Origin of the sequence: Gordonia hongkongensis, assembly GCF_023078355.1 — a bacterium.
In the GTDB taxonomy this organism is placed as follows: domain Bacteria; phylum Actinomycetota; class Actinomycetes; order Mycobacteriales; family Mycobacteriaceae; genus Gordonia; species Gordonia hongkongensis.
Map to the genome: position 1 here is coordinate 4622821 of NZ_CP095552.1, position 14849 is coordinate 4637669.

Annotated in this window: 17 protein-coding genes; 6 read left to right on the forward strand and 11 right to left on the reverse strand. The window is 68.5% G+C overall.

The genetic code is table 11. The features are described 5' to 3' along the window. Nucleotides 1–72 precede the first annotated feature (72 nt). Entirely contained in the window at nucleotides 73–519 is a 447-nt protein-coding gene (locus tag MVF96_RS20860) for an STAS domain-containing protein (RefSeq protein WP_247450276.1), read from the forward strand. Between the two features lie 91 nt (nucleotides 520–610). Here the strand turns inward: MVF96_RS20860 and MVF96_RS20865 are convergent, their stop codons facing one another. Then, complete coding sequence (locus tag MVF96_RS20865) at nucleotides 611–1294, reverse strand: GAF and ANTAR domain-containing protein (protein ID WP_078113773.1); 684 nt, start codon at nucleotides 1292–1294, stop codon at nucleotides 611–613. Between the two features lie 131 nt (nucleotides 1295–1425). Beyond that, a complete protein-coding gene (locus tag MVF96_RS20870; RefSeq protein ID WP_247450278.1) occupies nucleotides 1426–2613 on the reverse strand; it encodes an acyl-CoA dehydrogenase family protein in 1188 nt (395 codons plus the stop codon). Between the two features lie 131 nt (nucleotides 2614–2744). Between MVF96_RS20870 and MVF96_RS20875 the strand changes: the two genes are divergently transcribed. Further along, nucleotides 2745–3752: a LacI family DNA-binding transcriptional regulator gene (locus tag MVF96_RS20875; protein ID WP_078113771.1), complete on the forward strand. Its 1008-nt coding sequence runs from the start codon at nucleotides 2745–2747 to the stop codon at nucleotides 3750–3752. Between the two features lie 3 nt (nucleotides 3753–3755). On the opposite strand, the gene MVF96_RS20880 is transcribed toward MVF96_RS20875, so the two are convergent. Further along, on the reverse strand, nucleotides 3756–4073 hold the full coding sequence (locus MVF96_RS20880) for a DUF2470 domain-containing protein (RefSeq protein ID WP_078113770.1): 318 nt from the start codon (nucleotides 4071–4073) through the stop codon (nucleotides 3756–3758). Then, nucleotides 4066–4797 carry a tyrosine-protein phosphatase gene (locus tag MVF96_RS20885; RefSeq protein WP_247450280.1) on the reverse strand — a complete coding sequence of 244 codons (732 nt, stop codon included), beginning with the start codon at nucleotides 4795–4797 and terminating at the stop codon, nucleotides 4066–4068. Before MVF96_RS20885 ends, MVF96_RS20880 begins: the two co-directional genes overlap by 8 nt. 92 nt (nucleotides 4798–4889) lie before the next feature. Here MVF96_RS20885 and MVF96_RS20890 point away from each other — a divergent pair, with 92 nt between their 5' ends. Continuing rightward, the gene (locus MVF96_RS20890; protein ID WP_247452149.1) at nucleotides 4890–5522 is read left to right on the forward strand and encodes a flavin reductase family protein; all 633 of its coding nucleotides are present in this window, start codon (nucleotides 4890–4892) and stop codon (nucleotides 5520–5522) included. 24 nt (nucleotides 5523–5546) lie between these two features. On the opposite strand, the gene MVF96_RS20895 is transcribed toward MVF96_RS20890, so the two are convergent. From MVF96_RS20895 to MVF96_RS20925, 7 genes are all read right to left on the reverse strand, one after another. Beyond that, on the reverse strand, nucleotides 5547–6494 hold the full coding sequence (locus MVF96_RS20895) for a PfkB family carbohydrate kinase (RefSeq protein ID WP_247450282.1): 948 nt from the start codon (nucleotides 6492–6494) through the stop codon (nucleotides 5547–5549). Further along, a complete protein-coding gene (locus MVF96_RS20900; RefSeq protein ID WP_247450284.1) occupies nucleotides 6491–7066 on the reverse strand; it encodes an ATPase in 576 nt (191 codons plus the stop codon). The genes MVF96_RS20895 and MVF96_RS20900 overlap by 4 nt, the downstream gene beginning before the upstream one ends. Continuing rightward, nucleotides 7063–7446 (reverse strand): TA system antitoxin ParD family protein, encoded by a 384-nt coding sequence (locus tag MVF96_RS20905; protein WP_058249717.1) that lies wholly within the window; start codon nucleotides 7444–7446, stop codon nucleotides 7063–7065. The genes MVF96_RS20900 and MVF96_RS20905 overlap by 4 nt, the downstream gene beginning before the upstream one ends. Before the next feature lie 123 nt (nucleotides 7447–7569). Beyond that, nucleotides 7570–8118: a peptide-methionine (S)-S-oxide reductase MsrA gene (gene msrA, locus MVF96_RS20910; RefSeq protein WP_068970820.1), complete on the reverse strand. Its 549-nt coding sequence runs from the start codon at nucleotides 8116–8118 to the stop codon at nucleotides 7570–7572. Continuing rightward, on the reverse strand, nucleotides 8115–8609 hold the full coding sequence (gene msrB, locus MVF96_RS20915) for a peptide-methionine (R)-S-oxide reductase MsrB (RefSeq protein ID WP_247450285.1): 495 nt from the start codon (nucleotides 8607–8609) through the stop codon (nucleotides 8115–8117). Before msrB ends, msrA begins: the two co-directional genes overlap by 4 nt. Nucleotides 8610–8765: 156 nt before the next feature. Beyond that, nucleotides 8766–9989, reverse strand: a complete 1224-nt coding sequence (locus MVF96_RS20920) for an acyl-CoA dehydrogenase family protein (protein WP_247452150.1) — start codon at nucleotides 9987–9989, stop codon at nucleotides 8766–8768. A 78-nt stretch (nucleotides 9990–10067) separates the two neighbouring features. Next, nucleotides 10068–11156, reverse strand: a complete 1089-nt coding sequence (locus MVF96_RS20925; protein ID WP_247450287.1) for a VOC family protein — start codon at nucleotides 11154–11156, stop codon at nucleotides 10068–10070. A gap of 246 nt (nucleotides 11157–11402) precedes the next feature. On the opposite strand from MVF96_RS20925, the gene MVF96_RS20930 reads away from it, so the two are divergent. Genes MVF96_RS20930 through MVF96_RS20940 form a run of 3 tightly spaced genes read left to right on the forward strand, consistent with a single transcriptional unit; the run spans nucleotide 11403 to nucleotide 14846 of the window. Beyond that, nucleotides 11403–12296: an acetaldehyde dehydrogenase (acetylating) gene (locus MVF96_RS20930; protein ID WP_137809479.1), complete on the forward strand. Its 894-nt coding sequence runs from the start codon at nucleotides 11403–11405 to the stop codon at nucleotides 12294–12296. Continuing rightward, nucleotides 12293–13348 carry a 4-hydroxy-2-oxovalerate aldolase gene (dmpG, locus tag MVF96_RS20935; RefSeq protein WP_137809480.1) on the forward strand — a complete coding sequence of 352 codons (1056 nt, stop codon included), beginning with the start codon at nucleotides 12293–12295 and terminating at the stop codon, nucleotides 13346–13348. Before MVF96_RS20930 ends, dmpG begins: the two co-directional genes overlap by 4 nt. Before the next feature lie 4 nt (nucleotides 13349–13352). Further along, on the forward strand, nucleotides 13353–14846 hold the full coding sequence (locus MVF96_RS20940; protein WP_137809481.1) for an aldehyde dehydrogenase: 1494 nt from the start codon (nucleotides 13353–13355) through the stop codon (nucleotides 14844–14846). Nucleotides 14847–14849: the final 3 nt, after the last annotated feature.

Consider the following 14849-nt stretch of genomic DNA (forward strand, 5'->3'; position numbering starts at 1 on the left):
GGTGCAGCACCAAGGCTTCCGATCCAGAAGTGACGGTCGTGGCCAGACGCACTTGACTGAATTGAGAACATCATGGCTCTCACCTCTTCAACCATCTTTCGTTCGGCGTTCGATCCCACTGCGGAGTCCGCGCCGAAGGCCCATTCCCACCAGTTGGTCTCCCCGAAATCGTATTGCGTGCAAGGCTTCTCCGGCAGCGTCGACCGCGACTCGGCGGCCGACTTCGCCGCCGCTCTCGACCGCGTGATCAGCGGCCCCGTCGACGGCATCGTCCTCGACTTCTCGGGCCTGAACTTCTTCGGAACCGTCGGGTTGGTGCTACTGCGTTCGTTCATCGACGACGCCGGTCGCCGATTCGTCCCAGTGGTGGTCGTGGGTGGCCGCGCGGTGACCCGCCCCCTCGAACTCTGCGGAATGGCGCCGTATGTCAAGACTTTCGAGTCCATCGAAGACGCCGGACGCGCTCTGACGCACGATCAGGTCGGGCCGAGCACGATGGAGTTCACCGTCACCGAGTGACCAACCTTGCCCCGTGAGATGCAGGGAGCGGGTCTCCTGCCCCCTGAGGTGCGAGGAGCGCAAGCGACGAGCCTCGAAGGGTCGCGTCAGGTCACCGTGTGACGGTGATCTGCCGCGCGATGTCGACCAGCTTGGTGTTCGAGTCCTGCGACAGGCGCTTCAGCAGGTCGAAGGCGGCCACCGCGTCGATGTCGAACCGTTCCATCAGCATGCCCTTGGCCTGACCGATGACGTCCCGGTTGGCCAGGGCGCTGTGGAACTGCTTGTCCTTCTTCACCTTGTTCCACGCGAGGGCGGCATGCGTCGCGAAGACCACCCCGATGTCCTCGGCGTGAAGGTCGAAGGCGAACGGCTCGTCGGCGTAGAGGTTCAACGCCCCGATCGACGTGGTGTCGGCGAAGAGCTGGAACGACAGGACGGAACGAATCGGCGTCTCGACGAGCGCGCGGCGGCGGTATTCGGGCCAGCGCTGCTCGTTCTCGAGGTCGTCGACTCGGACGATGCGATCGGCGAGCGCTGCCGAGATGCACGGTCCCTCACCGAGTTCCGCTTGAATACGGTCGTGTACGTCGGCAACGTCGTGCGTGGACCCGAACGACGCGATCGATTTTCGGTCGATTGCGACGGTGAGGCCGGCGTACGCGACTCCGGGGATGTCGACCAGCGCGTTCTCGACGATCGTCTTCGCAACCTGCTCGTCGGAGTCGTCGCCGTGGAGTTCACGCGCCAGATCCGCGATCTTGCGGTGAACGTCATCGTCAGCCGGATCGGTCATGGTCGAACCCCTTTCGACGCCCGACGTGAGCGAACGACCACGGACGCGCATTGTTCGGCGTGCTCGTCCAACGTAACCCACTGCGCCACGTTCCGTGGGCGCCGGTGGTTACCGCGAGGCGCCCGACTGCCTCAGCGAAACGCCGCCGACCCGGTGAGTGCGCGCCCGATCGTGAGCTGGTGGACCTCCGAGGTCCCCTCGTAGGTGAGCACCGACTCCAGGTTGTTGGCGTGCCGGATCACCGGATACTCCAGAGTGATGCCGTTCGCGCCCAGGATGGTTCGGCATTCGCGGGCGATCGCGATCGCCTCGCGGGTGCTGTTCAGCTTGCCGGTGCTGACCTGCTCGGGCGTGAGTTCGCCGCGGTCCTTCAGACGGCCGAGGTGGTAGGCCAGCAGGTGACCCTTGCCCACCTCGAGCGCCATGTCGGCGATCTTGGTCTGGGTGATCTGGTAGCCGGCCAGCGGCTTGTCGAACACCTGGCGGGACTGCGCGTACTCGATGGCCGCCTCGAGGCAGTCGCGGGCGGCACCCATCGCCCCGAAGATGATCCCGAAGCGCGCCTCGCCGAGAGCGGTCAGCGGTCCGCGCAGCCCCTCCGCCTTCGGCAGCATCGCCGAGGCGGGAAGGCGCACGTCGTCGAACACGAGCTCGGAGGTGACCGAGGCGCGCAGCGACATCTTCTTGGTGATCTCCGGCGCCGAGAACCCCGGTATGTCGGTCGGGACGACGAACCCGCGGATGCCGCCGGGACTGTCGGCGAGGTCGGTCTGCGCCCACACCACCGCGACGTCGGCGATCGAACCGTTGGTGATCCACATCTTCGTCCCGTTGAGCACCCAGTCGTCGCCGTCCCGCTTGGCGTGGGTGCGCATCCCCGACGGGTTGGACCCGAAGTCGGGCTCGGTCAGACCGAAACAGCCGATCGCCTCGCCCGCCGCCATCCGCGGCAGCCACTCGTTCTTCTGCTCCTCCGAACCCCAGTGGTGGATGGAGAACATCGCCAGCGAGCCCTGCACCGAGACCAGGCTGCGGATGCCGGAGTCGACGGCCTCGAGTTCCAGGCACGTCAATCCGTAGGACATCGCGCTCATCCCGGGGCAGCCGTAGCCCTCGAGGTGCATGCCGAGCGCTCCGAGTCCGCCCAGCTCGCGGGCGATGTCGCGGGCCGGCAGCCGGGCATCCTCGAACCAGTCGGCGATGTGCGGACGCAACTTCGAGGCCGCGAAGTCCCGCACGCTGTCACGGATCGCGATCTCGTCGGCATCTAGCAACGAGTCCAGGGCGAAGAGCTGGGGCAACGTGCTGGTGCGGGACATGGCGGACCTCCGTCGAGAATGGGACTCGCGCGGACCGAGGGCCGTCGACGAGAACGTTTGCACGAACGTTTGCATCGCCTAAGGTAGGTGTTCGATGCCCATCGGGTCAATCAGGAAGAGAGAGGATCAGCGTGGTCAGTGGTCAGCGCGCCCCCACGCTGAAGGAGATCGCCCGGCGTGCCGGCGTACACGTGTCCACCGCCTCCCGGGTGCTGCGACAGTCCGAGCCCGCCGACGGGTGGTCGGCGTCGGCTCTGCGGGTGCGGGAGGTCGCCGACCAACTCGGCTACCAGCGCAATGTGTGGGCGGCCAGCCTGCGGACCCGCCGAACCACCACGATCGGGGTCGTGATGACCCGCCTCACCGACGGCGTCGTGGCCACGACCTACCAGGGCATCGAACAGGCCGCCACCCGGGCCGGGTACTCGGTCCTGCTGTCATCCCCGCCCGACGAGGAGGCCGCTCAGCGACGGGCCATCGAACTCCTCGTCGGCCGGCAAGTCGACGGTCTGCTGCTGAGCGGATTACACCTGCCGGGCCGGGACTTCGTGGAGTCCCTGCGGGTCGGCGACCTCCCGATGCTCACCCTCACCCGGCACGCCGAGGCCGGACTCCCCTTCGTCGGCGGCGATGACGTGCGCGGCGGACGCATCGCCGCCCGACATCTCCTGGAGCGCGGTCACACCGACCTCGCCGTCATCGGCGGACCCGGCCACGCCACGACGGCCACCGACCGGCTCCGCGGGTTCCGCGCCCAGCTGGCTGATGCCGGGATCACGCTGTCCGACGACCGCATCGTCGCTTCCGACTTCGAGGTTCACGGCGGGACGGCGGCCGGGCGCGCATTGCTCGATCGTCCGGACCGTCCCCGGGCGATCTTCGCGGTGTCGGACACCATCGCCATCGGAGTCCTCGGTGTCGCCCGCGACCTCGGCCTCCGCATCCCCGACGACCTCGCCCTGATCGGCTACAACGACATCCCGGTGGCCGCCCAGCTCCCCGTGCCGCTCACGACGGTCCGCTCCCCCGCTCGGGAGATCGGCGAGACCGCGGTGCGCGGCCTCCTCGACCTCGCCGCCGGGCGGGACGTCGAATCCCGCCGCCTCCCGGTCGAACTGATGGTTCGCGGGAGCACGTGACCCTCAGGGCGCAGAGGTACCCGAACGTTCTTGCGCCGCAAGGAACATCGCGACGACCGCGGTGCGGACGTCGCCACGATCGCGGACCGGGCGATCCCAGGCGAGCCGCACCCCGACGACCCCCTCGGGAACCGTGGCGTCGAACGTCGCTGCCTCGTGGTCGAATCCGGTCATCCGCGCCGCGACCGCATCGGGCCGCCCGCCCAGCACACGGCAGATCAGTAACGAGTCGTCGGCGTGGTCGTCATTCATGTGTGCAAGTACGGCTGCCACGACATCCGGTCTGAATTGCGCTGCATCCGTGGTGTTTTCGTCAGTCACGCCCGGCCTCCTCGCCCTCAGGACGCGCGAACCTCGAGACCCAGCCCCGGAAGTGGTCGACGTCGCCGCCGTGCTCCTCGAACCATCCCCACGCACCGCCGCGCGCACCGGTCACGTCCCCGACGACGAGTTCGATGGCCTCGCGCGGGGTGCGCAGGATCGGGGCGTGCAGCGTGGTGCCCGCCGGGATCCGCTTGCGGGACCGCAGACGCGCGAACACCCCGGCGATGCCGTCCTCGGTCCGGTGATAGTCGGTGACGACCGCTTCCTCGTCGACGCCCGCCAACAGCAGGGCGATCGCGATGATCACCCCGGTCCGGTCCTTGCCGGCAGCGCAGTGCACGAGCGTCGCGCCCTCGGAGTCGAACTCGTTCAGCGCGGCGGTGAGCCGATGCCCGCCCGTGCGCATCATCGCGGTGTAGATCTCGACGAGCGCGGTGTCGGCGAGGCGGTCGACGCGGGCACCCGAGGACACCGGACGGTGCACGACGCGAACGTTCGGCGGCCAGGTGACGGCCATCCGGCCCAGCTCGGTGGGGTCGCGCAGATCGACGACGGTCGCCGGCGGCCAGGGCAGGCCGACGGGGTCCTCGTCGTCGGGATACGGGGCATCGCTGCGGATCAGCACGTTGGCGGCGGTGACGCCGCCGCCGGCGACCCGCATACCGCCCAGGTCCCGGATGTTGGCGAAGGTCCGCAGGTCAGAGGCGGAGGAGAGGGTCACGGCGGTCCCGATCGTCGATGTGCGCGGTGGTCGGTCGCACCTCACCTTACGCAGGCGATGGAACGGGTGACGGCTGACGTACCGTGGCGATGGTGACGACCTACCACTCCTACGAGCCGTCGCAGGGCCACCGGCTCTCTCACGACCCGGTGAATGCCATCGTCGCGCCGCGGCCGATCGGCTGGATCTCGACGGTGTCCGACGACGGCGTCGGCAACCTGGCTCCCTACAGCTTCTTCAACCTCTTCAACTACACGCCGCCGATCGTCGGTTTCGCCAGCGTCGGTTACAAGGACACCGCGGCGAACGCGATCGAATCCGGCGAGTTCGTCTGGAACCTCGCCACCGACGATCTCGGCGAGCAGATGAACGCCACCTCGGCTGCGGTGCCCGCCGGCGAGGACGAGTTCGACGTCGCCGGCCTGACGCGCCTCGCCTCTGATCTCGTGGCCCCGCCACGGGTCGGCGAGAGTCCGGTGAGTTTCGAGTGCCGAACCACCCAGTCGTTCCAATTACGTACGGCCGCAGGCGACCTCGTCGACACCTGGATGGTGCTGGGCGAGGTGGTCAAGATCCACATCGCCACCCATCTGTTGCGCAACGACCAGACCTACGACACGGCCGGCGCCCGACCACTGCTGCGTGCGGGCGGGCAGGGCGACTACTTCCTGCCCAGCGACGACCACCACCGGTTCATGAAACGGCCGAAACCGGCCACCCGCTAGCGGCTCCCTCCCGGCCGGTTCCGCTCACATCGCGCGGCGGATCTCGTCGTCGCTCGGCATCCCGGTCCGGGCGCCGACCGCGGCGACGGACAGCGACGCCGCCGCGACACCACGTCTCGCCGCCTCGACTACCGTCGACCCGGCGGCGAGCGCGGCCGCGAACACGCCGTTGAAGGTGTCACCCGCACCGGTCGTGTCGACGACCCGCGCGACCCGTCCGGCGGGGAGCGAGATCACCTCGGACGCGGGGTCGGCGATCAGGACGCCATCGGCACCGAGGGTCACGAGAACCGGTGCGCCCGTTCGGGATGCGACCGCCGTCGCCTGTTCGGCCGCCGATATCTCCGGCGCGGCCACACCCTCGGAGACGAGTCCGTACAGGTCCCGCAGTTCAGAGGAGTTGGGCGTCAGTACCGGCGCCGACGCCAACAGGTCGACGGTCGACGGCAACACCGGGGCGGGGTTGACGACGCAGCGGATACCCCGGGCGGCGGCCGTCGTGACCGCCGCGGCGACGGCGTCGGCCGGGATCTCGGTGCTGACGAGGACACAGCCGGCCCAGCCCGCCGCACGGTCGACCGCGGCACGGACCTCGTCGGCACCGAGGACGGCATTCGCGCCTGCCCCGACCGCGATCTGGTTCTCCCCGTGCGGATCGACGACGATCAGCGCCATCCCGGTGGCGACGCCGTCGAGCACGTCCACGTCCGTCACGTCGACACCGGAGTCCCGCAGTTCGGCGAGTGCGCTCGCGCCCATGTCGTCGGAACCCACTGCGCCGCAATAGCGCACCTCGGCACCCGCACGCGCCGCGGCGACGGCGGCGTTCGCACCCTTGCCGCCGCCGTGACGTGTCACGCTCGGACCGACGACCGTCTCACCGGGCCCCGGCAGACGGTCGGTCGCCACCACGAGATCGTCGTTGACAGCGCCGACGACGAGAAGCCGGCCGGCTCGATCGAGGGAAGTCATCGTGCCTTCGTATCCGTCAGCGCACCCGGCGTCCAGTCCGGCCAGTCGGGTACGCCGGCGACCAGACCGTCGACGTACCGCGCGACGATGCGCGTGGTCGGTCGCTCATTGGCGTACACGGTTGCCAGGTCACTCCGCGCGATGGCCGTCCGGACGAGCGGCCACAGGCGTCGGAACCGCTCGCGGATCTTGACCTCCGGGACCGCGTGCCCGCCACTGTCCACGCGCAATCGGACGCGATGGACCGCGAGAGCCTCGGGGATCATCACGACGTGCAGCGCGACTCGGTATCCGGCGGTATGCGCACGTTCAATGAGCTCCAGTTTCGAGGGGTGCGAGAAGACCGTCTCGGCGATGAACGAGGTGCCGCGCTCGATGAGAGTGTCGCGGGTCGCCGCCGCCAACCGGGCGGCGTCGTAGGAATGGGCTTCCGCGGAGTCGGGCCACCGCTGCCGGGCGATCAGATCGGCGTTGACGAAGGGCACATGCAGCAGGGGTTGCAGATGACGCTCGACCAGCGTCGACTTGCCCGCGCCGTTGCATCCGACGACCAGATCGAGCCGCGGAGTCACTGCTCGAGGATGACGCTCGTCCCGTCGGGGCGGTGTTCGACGAGCCGTCCGGCGTCATCGACGACCACCGAGGACAACCCGGCCGAGGCACGACGAACCACGTGGTCGTCGGTCGTGAGCCGCGCTTCGAGATGAGCGTCGATCTCGGCGTCGTAGACGACGGCTTCCTCTGCGGTCAGCACTTCTCCCGGCAGATCGCCCGCCAGCGCGGCCTCGACCCGCTGACGCGACGCGGTGGTGCGCTGCGAGACGCTGCGCCCCAGACGCGCCCAGTGTTCGAGTTGCTGCCGCGCCGACCGCTGCTCTCGCGCGCCCTCCCGGGCCGCATCGGTCACCAATGCAGCAGACAGCCGGGTCACCTTGTCCGTACCGGTGCTCATCGCACACCTCCCGCGCGTGTGTAGCAGAGTGCTACATCGCCCCAGCATACGCCGACGAACCCGTCGACGGTCGTTGTCGCATGACCGTCGACGGGCGTCGGCACTGTCAGCCGGCCTCGCGCGTCACCGCGTGGACGCCGCGTCCCGCTTCGGCAGCACCCATCCCGGGCGCGGGAAGTGGCAGGTGTACCCGTTCGGGAAATTGAGCAGGTAGTCCTGATGTTCGGGCTCGGCCTGCCAGAACGGACCCAGCTCCTCGATCGTCGTGACCGCCTTGCCGGGCCACAGCCCTGACGCGTCGACGTCGGCGATGGTGTCCCGGGCGATCTGCTCCTGCTCCGGCGTCACCGGGAAGATCGCCGAGCGGTAGCTCGTGCCGACATCGTTCCCCTGCCGGTTGCGCGTGGTCGGGTCGTGGATCTGGAAGAAGAACGCCAGGATGTCGCGATACGACGTCTGGGTCGGGTCGAACACGATCTCGACGGCCTCCGCGTGACCGGGGTGGTTGCGATAGGTGGCGTGGTCGTTCTGTCCGCCGGTGTAGCCGACCCGGGTGTCCAGGACGCCGGGCTGCTTGCGGATCAGGTCTTCCATCCCCCAGAAGCATCCGCCCGCGAGGACCGCGGTCTCGGTGCCGGGACGGACGGTGATCTGGCCGGGGTCGGTCGTCATGCGTTCTCCTCCTGGGTATCGGTGGTGTGGGAATTCGTGGTGTGCGTGCCGCCGAACAGGCCGGCGTACTCGCCGTACCCCTCCGCCTCGAGCTCGCCAACCGGGATGAACCGCAACGAGGCGGAGTTCATGCAGTAGCGCTGTCCGCCGGCCTCGCGCGGCCCGTCGTCGAAGACGTGCCCGAGGTGACTGTCGGCGCCGGACGAGCGCACCTCGGTGCGTCGCATCCACAGGGTGCGGTCGGTCTTGGTGGCGACCGCGTCGGGCTCGATCGGCTTGGTGAAGCTCGGCCAGCCGGTGCCGCTGTCGTATTTGTCGGTGGACGAGAACAGCGGCTGTCCGGACACGACGTCGACGTAGAGGCCGGGTTCGTGGTTGTCCCAGTACTCGTTGTCGAAGGCACGCTCGGTGCCGTCACGCTGGGTGACGCGGTATTGGATGTCGGTGAGGCGGCTCAACGCCCCGGGGGTCTTGCGGTAGGTGTTGCTCACGTTTCCTCCTGCTGACGCTCCCTCGGCTCCGTCGAGCGACGGCGCTCGGAGGGCGTCACCGTGCACAACACCACCATGCCCCGATTTGGTCCCGCGACGCCAAGGGCCGCCGCCCACCGGGGTGGACGACGGCCCGGAGGGTCGTCAGCGCGTCGATCAGCCCACGACGTCGCGACCGAAGATCTGCCGCGCGAGCACCCACCGCTGTACCTCGCTGGCGCCCTCGTAGATCTCCCCGATCTTGCTGTCCCGGTACAGGGCCTCGACCGGACCCGACGAGTCGTCGTCGCCGAGCTCTTGCGTGAATCCGAAGCCGCCGAACGCCTGGACCGCGTCGCGGGCCATCTGGACCGCGACCTCGGTGCCGCGCAGCTTGGCCATCGCCGCCTCCGGTTCGGGAAAGCGCGTTCCGGCGTCGAGCCGCATCGCGGCCTTGATGTACAGGTCGCGCGAGATCGCGATCTCGGTCGCGCGGTCGGCCATCAGGAACTGCCAGTGCTGCCGGGCTGCGAGCGGTTCGCCGAAGGCCACCCGGGTGCGCAGGTGGGCAGCGGTGCGGTCGAAGGCGGCTTGCGCCATGCCCACACCCGCCGCCGCGATCCCGATACGTCCGTAGGTCAGCGTCTGCAGGGCGACCTTCAGCCCGCCGCCCTCGGTCCCGAGCAGGGACTCACGCCCCAGCTCCACCTCGTCGAGGTGCACGTCGGCGGTGATCTGGCCCTTGTTCCCGAGCTTGCGATCCGGCGTACCCACCCGGACCCCCGGGGTGTCGGTCGGGACGATGAACGTCGAGAGCCGGTCACCGGTGCGAGCGAGGACCACGACGAACGCGGCGACGACGGAATTGGTGATCCACCGCTTGCGCCCGTTCAGCACCCATCCGTCGCCGCGGCGGTGCGCCACGGTCCGGACCGCCTCGGGTGAGAGATCGCTCGACGCGGCCGGCTCGCTGGTGGCGAAGGAGCCGACGATCTCGCCGGCGACGACCGGGGCCAGCCACCTGCGGCGCTGCTCCGGCGTGCCCTGGTTGACGGCATTGCCCGCGAGGATGCAGTGGACGTCGAAGATCGCGGCGACGCTGTTGGAGAAGTACGCCACTTCTTCGACGGCGGTGGCCGTCGCGGTGGCCGGGTGAGCCAGTCCGTCGCCGCCGACATCGGCCGCGAAGGGGATGCGGTAGATCCCCGCCGTGGCCAGCCGATCGAACACGTCACGTGGGAAGCCGTCGAGTCGCTCGTCGCCCCGCGCGATCCGGTCGGCCACCGGCGCGACGTCGCGAAGCGCGACCTGCCGAACCCTGCGACGGACCTCGACTACCTCCTCGGGCGACACGAGGTCGTGGTACAGGGTGTCGGCGATCCGCGGCGGATGGTCGGGCATGTCGTCGGACGACGACACCCTGGTGATGTCGATGACAGTCAAGGAGTCTCCTGTTCTGATCGAACCGATCGACCCGGCTCAGACCGGCGCATCGGCCACGGCACGGGAGTGCTCGATCTCGTCGGGCATCAGTTCGACGACCGCCTCGGCCTCCGGCGCGGGCCCGCCCGGTCCGAAGTCGGCGAAGGCGGTGATGTGCTCGTCGAGCGGGAGCGGATTGGGCGTGCCGTAGGTGAAGTAGGTCTCCCACGGCAGCTTCGCACCGCCGACGGCCAGACCGGTGTCGATGTCGGACATCTGCCAGGTCTTCGTCTCGGCGGACGGATCGAGATGCAGGTATCCGGACTCGCCGAACAACTCGATGCGGTTGCCACCGGGTTCGAACACGTAGAGGAACTGACCCTGGGTGATCCCGTGTCGGTCCGGGCCGGCCTCGATGCGGATGTCGTACTCGCGGAACATCTCCGCGGCGTCGATGTTGTGCTGACCCGTGCCGTAGTAGAAGGCGAGGTGATGCAGTTTGCCGCGCCCGCCGGTCATGTCGCGCATGCAGGCGACCTCGTGGCCGAGGATGTTCGAACTCATCCAGGCGCCGATCTCGACATCACCGTCGACGACGCGCTCGGTGGTGCGGAACCCGAGGTGGCGTTCGAACTCGGTCTTGACCGCGGTGACGTCCGAGGCCATCAGGTTGAGGTGGTCGATGCGCTTGACCGGAATCCCCTGCAACGGCTTCTTCGACGGCCGGGTGAGGATCTTGCTCTGCAGTTCCGGTGGCGCGACGTAGGTCTCGGCTTCCCACACCAGCGCGAAGTCGTGACCGTCGGCGGTCTTGTATGCCAGCGTCTTGCCGTAGCCGAATTCGTCTTCGTGCCAGGAGGTGTCGATGTTCGCACCCTGCAGCGAGGCGGCACGGCGTTCGAGCGCCTCCGGAGAGCTGGTCCGCAGGCCGGCATGACCCATCCCGGGCTCGGCGGCCTCGGTGATCTTCAGACTCCAGGGGTAGGGGTCCTCGTAGGCCCGCAGGTAGACGGACTGGCCTTCGCGCCGGGTGACGTACATGCCCAGGAATCGGGTGAAGAAGTCGAGGGTCTCCTGCGGCTTCGGGGTCAACAGTTCGGCACGGGCGAGGTGCGCGACATCGAAGCGTGCGGCGTTCTCGGTCATCGTTTCTCCTGTGGATCGGGCGCCACCGGATCTCGGTGGCTGCTGGCTGATGAGCCTCAGCATGGCGACGAGATGTGACTGCCGTCACCGCCATTCGGGATATCCGAACAACGGTGCTGCCGAAGCAGTCCGCGTTCGGACTGTCCGTCCCAGCACCCCGCGGACCGCACCCGGCTCCTACGTTCGGTATCGAGCACGCCCGGGGAAACCGAGACGGACGTGCGCCAACAGCTAAGGAGACATGCGATGAGCCGGTTGACCGCCGCCATTGTGGGATCGGGCAACATCGGGACGGACCTGATGTACAAGCTGCTGCGGTCCGAGTACGTCGAACCGGTCTACATGGTCGGGATCGATTCCACCAGTGAGGGTTTGCGACGGGCACGTGACGAGGGGCTCGAGGCGTCGGCAGCGGGTGTGGACTGGCTGCTGCAACAGGCGACGCCGCCCGATCTCGTCTTCGAGGCCACGTCGGCCAAAGTCCACGCCGCTGTCGCACCCCGCTACGCCGACGCGGGGATCACCGCGATCGACCTGACGCCCGCGTCGGTCGGCCCCTACGTCGTCCCAGCGGTCAACCTCCGCGAACACGTGAACGCGCCCAACGTGAACATGGTGAGCTGCGCCGGGCAGGCGACCATCCCGATCCTCTACGCGATCAACCAGGCGGCCGACGCCAGTTACGGTGAGATCGTCGCGGCCATCGCGTCGGCGAGTGCGGGGCCGGGGACCCGGCAGAATTTGAGCGAGTTCAGCGAGAAGACGGGTCGCGCCCTGGCCCAGGTCGCGGGAGCCGACCGGGCCAAGGCGATCTCGGTGATCAACCCGGCCGAGCCGCCGATGAACATGCGCGACACGGTGTATGCGAAAGTCCGCAACCCGGATGCCGGCGCCATCGAACGCGCCGTGGTCGACATGGTCGCCGAGGTCCAGCGCTACGTCCCCGGCTACACACTCAAGCTCGTCGACACCGACGGCGATCTCGTGACCGTGATGCTCGAGGTCGTCGGCGCGGGCGACTTCTTACCCACGTACGCAGGCAATCTCGACATCATCACCGCCGCCGCCGTGCAGGTGGCCGAGGTGATGGCGCAGGAGAAGGCCGGAACAGCGACACTCCAGACAGGAGCACTGCGATGACACGTCAGTCCACAACCCGCCGACCACGATCGGTCACCCTCGTCGACACGACGCTGCGCGACGGGATGTCGAGTGTGTCGCACCGATTCACCACGACTGATGTCGCAGCGATCGCTGCCGGCCTCGACCGGGCCGGCGTCCCGACCATCGAAGTGGCACACGGCATCGGACTCGGTGCGTCGTCGGTCCAGTACGGCTTCGCCGCGGCCACCGACCCAGAATATGTGCGCGCCGCCGTCGACGCGGTGGACAACGCCGACATCGCCGCCCTCTACGTGCCGGGTATCGCGACGCTGAACGAACTGCGGGCGGCGGTGGACGCCGGCATCTCGACCGTCCGCGTCGCCGTCCACTGCACCGAGGCGGACTGCGGGCAGCAGCCCGTCGAGTGGGCGAAGGAGAACGGGCTCACCGTGATGACCTTCCTGATGATGAGCCACAAACTCGAACCCGATGCACTCGCCGAGCAGGCCGCGAAGTTCGACTCCTACGGCGCCGACGTGGTGTACGTGGTCGACTCCGCGGGTGCGCTCGTCCCGCAGCAAGCCGGCGAGCGGGTCGCGGCACTGCGTGGGGCAATCTCGGCGGACATCGGTTTCCACGCCCACAACAACCTCGGTGTCGGGATCGCCAACGCGCTCACCGCCGCCGAGAACGGTGCCACCTACATCGACGGCTCGCTACGGGGGCTCGGCGCCAGTGCCGGCAATGCCCAGACCGAAGTCCTCGCCGCCGCATTCGAACGCGCGGGCTGGGACACCGGCGTCGAGCTGTTCCCGCTCATCGACACCGCCGAGAACGTCGTGGCCCCACTGATGACCGAGCCGCAGATCGTCGACGAGACCGCGCTCGTGCTCGGCTACGCGGGTGTGTATTCCACGTTCTTCCACCCCACCAAGCGCGCCGCGAAGAAGTTCGGCGTCCCCGCCCGGGACATCCTGCTCGAACTCGGCCGTCGCGGCGTCATCGGCGGCCAGGAAGACATGATCATCGATGTGGCCTCCGAATTGGCGGGCCGCACCTACGAGACGCCGGTCGCGGCGGAGGTGTGAGGAAATGACTCTTTCCAGCCATCTGAAAAACACCGATCAGAGCGGTACTGCCGAGGTTCGCCACCTCATCGGGAACGAGTGGCGGACGGCCTCGGACGGCGCGACGTTCGAGTCGCGCGACCCGCACGACGGCGCGCTGCTCGCCCGGGTGGCGCGCGGCACCGTCGACGACGGCGTCGCGGCGATCGACTCTGCCCGCACCGCTTTCGACGACGGGCCGTGGCCGCAGATGTCACCCAAGGAACGCGCGGCGATCCTGCATGCGGTCGCCGACGCAGTCGACGACCACCGAGAAGAGCTGGCGCAGCTCGAGACCCGCGACGGCGGCAAGACGATCACGCAGTCGCTGCATGCCGAGATCCCGCGGGTGGCCCACAACCTGCGCTTCTTCGCCGATTACGTCTCGATGGCCGCGAACGAGGCCTACCCGGACGGCGATCTGCTCTCCTACGTCCTCTACCCGCCCGCCGGGGTCGTGTCCGCGATCAGTCCGTGGAACGCGCCGCTGATGCTGGCGACATGGAAGATCGCGCCCGCACTTGCCTTCGGCAACACCGTGGTCCTCAAACCGGCACCGCAGACACCGTTGACCGCCAACCGTTTCGCGCAGATCGCGCTCGCGGCGGGTCTGCCGCCCGGGGTGCTCAACGTCGTCCACGGCTTCGGTGGTGAGGCCGTCGCCGGACCGCTGACCTCCGATCCGCGCGTCGACCGCATCACCTTCACCGGATCGAGTGCCACGGGCGTGAAGATCCTGCAGGCGGCCGCCGCGAACCACACGCCTGTCTCGGCCGAGATGGGTGGCAAGTCGGCCAACATCGTGTTCGCCGACGCCGATCTCGACGTCGCCGTACCCATGTCGCTGCGGGCCATCTTCGGCGGCAACGGACAGGTCTGCCTGTCGGGTTCGCGACTGCTGGTGCAGAATTCGATCCGGGAGGAATTCGTCGAGCGCTTCGTCGAGGAGGCGCGGAAGCTCGTGGTCGGGGACCCGAAGGACCCGACGACGTTCATGGGGCCGCTCGTCGAGCAGCGGCACCTCGACAAGGTGCACAGCTACGTCGAACTCGCGCAGGATGAAGGCGGCAAGATCATCACCGGCGGCGAACGACTCACCGACTCCGATCGGGCGGGCGGCTTCTACTATCCGCCGACCGTCATCACCGGCCTGACCAACGACTCCCGTACGGCACGTGAGGAGATCTTCGGTCCTGTCGAGACGGTTCTGGGCTTCGACACCGAAGAGGAGGCGCTGCGCATCACCAACGACTCCCCTTACGGCTTGGCGGGTATCCTCTTCACGCAGAATCTCGACCGGGCGCATCGGATGGCCGCGCGCTGGAAGGCCGGCACGGTCTGGATCAACACCTTCTTCGAACGCGATCTCCGGCTGCCCTTCGGCGGTGAGGGCATCAGCGGCCTGGGCCGTGAGGGTGGCCAGTACTCACGCGAGTTCTTCACCGAACCCCGTGCGGTGACCCTGCGCATCCGGAAGTAGGAC